The sequence below is a fragment of the Pseudomonas sp. PA-4-8C genome (genome assembly GCF_021606625.1).
Lineage (GTDB): Bacteria > Pseudomonadota > Gammaproteobacteria > Pseudomonadales > Pseudomonadaceae > Aquipseudomonas > Aquipseudomonas lactis.
Map to the genome: position 1 here is coordinate 1 of NZ_WKCD01000315.1, position 5,984 is coordinate 5,984.

A 5,984-nucleotide genomic window follows, 5' to 3' on the forward strand; every position below is an offset into this window, starting at 1 on the left:
TGGCTTGTCCACGCCCGTGGTCGCCGATGTGCTGAACCGCGTGCGCCAGCCGTTCAACGTCAACAGCCTGGCCCTGGCGGCCGCCTGTGCGGCGGTGAAGGATGCCGAATACCTGGAAGAAGGCCGTCGCCTCAACGAAAGCGGCATGCTGCAATTGCAGGAAGGCTTTCGTGAGCTGGGCCTGGGCTGGATTCCGTCCAAGGGCAACTTCATCTGCGTCGACCTCGGCCAAGTGGCCGCGCCGGTGTTCCAGGGCTTGCTGCGCGAGGGCGTGATTGTGCGCCCGGTGGCCAACTACGGCATGCCCAACCACCTACGTATCACCATCGGTTTGCCGGCTGAGAACAGCCGCTTCCTTGAGGCGTTGGCCAAGGTTCTGGCCCGTGGTTGATGTCACTGCATTGCAACCTGCTGTGCCTATGATCGGTCGCCTGGTGGTGGTCGGACTGGGGTTGATCGGTGGTTCCTTCGCCAAAGGCCTGCGTGAAAGCGGGCTATGTGGCGAAGTGGTGGGGGTGGACCTCGACCCGCAATCGCGCACGTTGGCGGTGGAGTTGGGGGTGGTGGACCGTTGTGAGGCGGACCTGGCCGTCGCGTGCCAGGGCGCGGATGTGATCCAGCTCGCCGTGCCGATCCTGGCCATGGAGAAATTGCTGGCGGTGCTGGCGGGTATGGACCTGGGGCAAGCAATTCTTACCGATGTGGGCAGCGCCAAAGGCAACGTGGTGCGCGCTGCACAACGGGCGTTTGGTGGCATGCCGCCGCGCTTTGTGCCGGGCCATCCCATTGCTGGCTCCGAGCAGAGCGGGGTGGAGGCCTCCAATGCGCAGTTGTTCCGTCGGCATAAGGTCATCCTGACGCCGCTTGCGCAAACCGATCCCGCGGCGTTGGCGGTGGTGGATCGTCTCTGGCGCGAGCTGGGCGCCGATGTGGAGCATATGCAGGTCGAGCGTCACGACGAAGTGTTGGCTGCCACCAGTCACTTGCCGCACCTGCTGGCATTTGGCTTGGTGGATTCGTTGGCCAAGCGCAACGAGAACCTCGAGATTTTCCGTTACGCAGCCGGTGGTTTTCGCGATTTCACGCGGATTGCCGGCAGTGACCCGGTGATGTGGCACGACATCTTCCTCGCCAATCGCGAAGCGGTGTTGCGCACCCTGGACACCTTCCGCAGTGACCTCGACGCCTTGCGCGACGCGGTGGATGCGGGAGACGGCCATCAACTGCTGGGCGTGTTCACCCGTGCGCGGGTGGCGCGTGAACATTTCAGCAAGATCCTCGCACGCCGGGCCTATATGGAAACCGCAGTGAACACCGATGACCTGACCTTCATCGCCAGCCCGGGTGGCCGCTTGAGCGGGCGCATCCGCGTGCCGGGTGACAAGTCGATCTCTCACCGTTCGATCATGTTGGGGTCGTTGGCCGAGGGCGTGACCGAGGTGGAAGGCTTCCTTGAGGGTGAAGACGCCCTGGCGACCTTGCAGGCCTTTCGCGACATGGGCGTGGTGATCGAGGGCCCGCACCATGGGCGCGTGACCATTCACGGTGTCGGCCTGCAGGGCCTGAAGGCAGCGCCGGGGCCGATCTACGTGGGCAATTCCGGCACGTCGATGCGCCTGTTGGCCGGTGTATTGGCGGCGCAGAGCTTTGACAGCGTGCTGACCGGCGATGCCTCGCTGTCCAAGCGCCCGATGAACCGCGTCGCCAAGCCGCTGCGGGAAATGGGCGCGATCATCGAAACCGGGCCGGACGGGCGTCCGCCGCTGAGCATTCGTGGCGGGCAATCGCTCAAGGGCTTGAACTATGTACTGCCCATGGCCAGTGCCCAGGTGAAATCCTGCCTGTTGTTGGCGGGGTTGTACGCTGAGGGTAAAACCTCGGTGACCGAGCCCGCACCGACCCGCGACCACACCGAGCGCATGCTGCGCGGCTTTGGCTACCCGGTGGCGGTGCAGGGCGCGACGGCATCGTTGGCGTCAGGACATGGGTTGACCGCTACGCGTATTGAAGTGCCGGGGGATATTTCGTCTTCGGCGTTTTTCCTGGTGGCGGCCTCGATCGCCGAGGGCTCGGAGCTGTTGCTGGAGCATGTCGGTATCAACCCGACCCGCACCGGGGTGATCGATATCCTGCGGCTGATGGGGGCTGATATTACCCTCGAAAATCAGCGCGAGGTGGGCGGCGAGCCGGTTGCGGATTTACGTGTGCGTGCTGCTGCGCTCAAGGGCATCGAGATTCCAGCGGCCCTGGTGCCGTTGGCGATTGATGAGTTTCCCGTGCTGTTTGTTGCCGCAGCCTGTGCTCAAGGCCGCACCGTTTTGCGCGGTGCCGAAGAGCTGCGCCTCAAGGAGTCCGATCGCATTCAGGTGATGGCCGACGGTCTGTCGGCCCTGGGCGTGAAGTGTGAACCCACCCCTGATGGGATTATCATTGATGGTGGCCCAATGGGCGGCGGTGACGTGCACGCCCATGGCGATCATCGGATTGCCATGGCGTTCAGTGTGGCTTCCCTGCGGGCGACGGCGCCTATTCGTATCCTTGACTGCGCCAATGTTGCGACGTCTTTTCCGAACTTTTTGACACTGTGTGCCCAAGTCGGCATCCGTGTTGCCCAAGAGGCTCAATTGTGAATATCAAAGCACCGGTGATTACCATCGACGGGCCTAGCGGCTCGGGCAAAGGCACAATCGCTGGCATTCTGGCCAAGCGCCTGGGTTGGTGCCTTCTGGATTCTGGCGCGCTGTACCGCCTGCTGGCGTTTGCCGCGCACAACCATGGTGTGGACCTGACCAACGAAGAATTGCTGACGAAACTTGCCGCCCATCTGGATGTGCAGTTCATTGCGGCGACCGAGGGTCAGTTGCAGCGCATTATTCTGGAGGGTGATGAAGTCAGCGACGTGATTCGCACCGAGAGTATCGGCGCGGGTGCCTCCCAAGTGGCCGCGCTGCCTGCCGTGCGTGAGGCGCTGCTACAGCGCCAGCGCGCATTCCAGGAAGCACCGGGCCTGGTGGCCGATGGCCGCGACATGGGCACGGTAGTGTTTCCCGAGGCGCCGCTGAAGATTTTCCTGACCGCCAGCGCCGAGGAGCGGGCACGCCGCCGTTACTTGCAGTTGAAGGGCAAAGTCGATGGTGTTAGTCTGTCGAGTCTGCTAGATGAGATCCGTGCACGCGATGAGCGTGATACCCAGCGTGCGGTAGCCCCGCTCAAGCCGGCGGCTGACGCCATACAGCTGGATTCCACGGAGCTGTCCATCGAGCAGGTGCTGGAACGCATCATGAGTGAAATCGCCATTCGCGATATCGCCGGGTGATCAAGAAGGCCGCAGGGGACCAGTCATAGTCCTGCGGTGGCTTCTTTTAACTGAAACTGACCCACACCGTCTGGGGTGTGGAGATGGGCGTATTCTTCGCCCTTATCAACAGGAATTAAAATGAGCGAAAGCTTTGCGGAACTCTTTGAAGAAAGCCTAAAAACCCTGAACCTTCAGGCAGGCTCCATCATCACCGGTGTTATCGTTGATATCGATTACCAAGCTCGCTGGGTAACCGTTCACGCTGGTCTGAAGTCTGAAGCTCTGATCCCGCTGGAACAGTTCTACAACGATGCTGGTGACCTGACTATCAATGTCGGTGACGAAGTTCACGTTGCTCTGGACTCGGTTGAAGACGGTTTCGGTGAAACCAAGCTGTCCCGTGAAAAAGCCAAGCGCGCTGAATGCTGGATTGTTCTCGAAGCAGCCTTCGCAGCTGAAGAAGTGGTCAAGGGCGTTATCAACGGTAAGGTTAAAGGCGGCTTCACTGTCGACGTTAACGGCATCCGTGCGTTCCTGCCAGGTTCTTTGGTCGACGTTCGTCCAGTGCGCGACACCACGCACCTGGAAGGCAAAGAACTCGAATTCAAAGTCATCAAGCTCGACCAGAAGCGCAACAACGTTGTCGTTTCCCGTCGCAGCGTGCTGGAAGCAGAGAACTCCGCCGAGCGTGAAGCTCTGCTGGAATCCCTGCAGGAAGGCCAACAAGTCAAAGGTATCGTCAAGAACCTCACCGATTACGGCGCATTCGTCGATCTGGGTGGCGTCGATGGCCTGCTGCACATTACCGACATGGCTTGGAAGCGTATCAAGCATCCTTCCGAAATCGTCAACGTTGGCGACGAGATCGATGTCAAGGTTCTGAAGTACGATCGTGAGCGTAACCGCGTTTCCCTGGGCTTGAAGCAGCTGGGCGAAGATCCATGGGTTGCTATCAAAGCTCGTTACCCAGAAAGCACCCGCGTAACCGCGCGTGTTACCAACCTGACCGACTACGGCTGCTTCGCAGAGCTGGAAGAGGGCGTGGAAGGCCTGGTACACGTTTCCGAAATGGACTGGACCAACAAGAACATCCACCCTTCGAAAGTCGTACAAGTCGGCGACGAAGTGGAAGTTATGGTTCTGGACATCGACGAAGAGCGTCGTCGTATCTCCCTGGGCATCAAGCAGTGCAAATCTAACCCATGGGAAGATTTCTCTGGCCAGTTCAACAAGGGCGATAAAATCTCCGGCACCATCAAGTCGATCACCGATTTCGGTATCTTCATTGGTCTGGACGGCGGCATCGACGGCCTGGTTCACCTGTCCGACATCTCCTGGAACGAAGTTGGCGAAGAAGCTGTTCGTCGTTTCAAGAAGGGCGACGAGCTGGACACCGTTATCCTGTCGGTTGACCCAGAGCGCGAGTGCATCTCCCTGGGCATCAAGCAACTGGAAAGCGATCCGTTCTCCGAGTACGTTCAAGAGAACGACAAAGGCGCCATCGTTAAAGGCACTGTGAAAGAAGTTGACGCCAAAGGCGCCATCATCGTTCTGGCCGACGATATCGAAGCGACTCTGAAAGCCTCCGAAATCAGCCGTGACCGCGTTGAAGACGCGCGCAACGTTCTGAAAGAAGGCCAGGAAGTAGAAGCCAAGATCATCAGCGTTGACCGCAAGAGCCGCGTGATTCAGCTCTCCATCAAGTCGAAAGACGAAGTGGAAGAGAAAGAAGCTATCCAGAGCTTGAAAGAAGCTGCTCCGGAAGCTGCTGCTGACACCACCATGGCGGCACTGCTGCGCCAGGCAATGGCTAAGCAGAACTAAGTTCTGTAAAGCTGTAGAAAAAGGGCGACTTCGGTCGCCCTTTTTTGTTGCCTGCCGCCTCAACGGTAGGAGCGAGCTCGCTCGCGAAAAACTCACAGACGACACGTTCATTCAAGATTCATGATCGTTCCCACGCTCCGCGTGGGAATGCCTCTTGAGACGCTCTGCGTCTCGTCCGTTAGCGCCAGTGGCGCAGAGCGTCACTGGCTGCATTCCCACGCAGAGCATGGGAACGATCACGATCAAGGGCCTTGCGATGCGAGGCCTTTTTTTTGCCTGAAATTTGATGAAGCAACTGCACTGAACCAAGGCATTCAGCCCAATGTCAGAACTGACTATAGTCATAAAAACGGCTATTTCGCGTTGCTGACTCAATAAGGGTTTGAATGAACAGAATTATCGTAATACTCGCCTTGCTGGTACTTGCAGGCTGCTCCTCCACCAGCGCCAAGACCCACGCCAAGCGCGGCGTCAGCGGCATCGAGATCGACTGCTCTGGCCTGGGCAACAAGTGGGAAAAGTGCGAAAAGCGCGCCGCCCGTGAGTGCAAGATGCAGGGCTACAAGGTCATTACCCGTTCCAGCGACGCCGAGGACGAAGAGGGTGACTACATGTTCGGCTGGAACCCTGCTGGCGCGGTGACGCGGACCATGTTGGTGATCTGTAAGTAAGAGGTTGACCGCCCGCTGAGCGTGTTTATTCAGCCTCAGATAAGTTGACACATGGGCTGTTCAAATTCATCAACTCATGCTAAAACCTTCGGAGCGCTTTTCCTAGCTGCTTGAAAAAGAAGGGAAAAATATGACGAAGTCGGAGTTGATCGAACGAATTGTCACCCATCAAGGGCTGCTCTCATCCAAGG

Annotated in this window: 5 protein-coding genes and 1 pseudogene; all 6 read left to right on the forward strand. The window is 58.9% G+C overall.

Features of this window, described 5'->3' with window-relative positions:
- On the forward strand, positions 1-391 hold a 391-nt coding region (locus GIW04_RS26870; protein ID WP_236479366.1), incomplete at its 5' end, for an aminotransferase class I/II-fold pyridoxal phosphate-dependent enzyme.
- A 28-nt stretch (positions 392-419) separates the two neighbouring features.
- The gene (locus GIW04_RS26875; protein WP_232964765.1) at positions 420-2,630 is read left to right on the forward strand and encodes a bifunctional prephenate dehydrogenase/3-phosphoshikimate 1-carboxyvinyltransferase; all 2,211 of its coding nucleotides are present in this window, start codon (positions 420-422) and stop codon (positions 2,628-2,630) included.
- On the forward strand, positions 2,627-3,316 hold the full coding sequence (gene cmk / locus GIW04_RS26880) for a (d)CMP kinase (protein WP_003189772.1): 690 nt from the start codon (positions 2,627-2,629) through the stop codon (positions 3,314-3,316). The genes GIW04_RS26875 and cmk overlap by 4 nt, the downstream gene beginning before the upstream one ends.
- 120 nt (positions 3,317-3,436) lie before the next feature.
- Entirely contained in the window at positions 3,437-5,122 is a 1,686-nt protein-coding gene (rpsA, locus tag GIW04_RS26885) for a 30S ribosomal protein S1 (protein ID WP_236479367.1), read from the forward strand.
- A 386-nt stretch (positions 5,123-5,508) separates the two neighbouring features.
- Positions 5,509-5,793, forward strand: a complete 285-nt coding sequence (locus GIW04_RS26890) for a lipoprotein (RefSeq protein ID WP_044272964.1) — start codon at positions 5,509-5,511, stop codon at positions 5,791-5,793.
- A gap of 130 nt (positions 5,794-5,923) precedes the next feature.
- Positions 5,924-5,984: pseudogene (locus tag GIW04_RS26895) on the forward strand (integration host factor subunit beta); the annotation flags it as partial.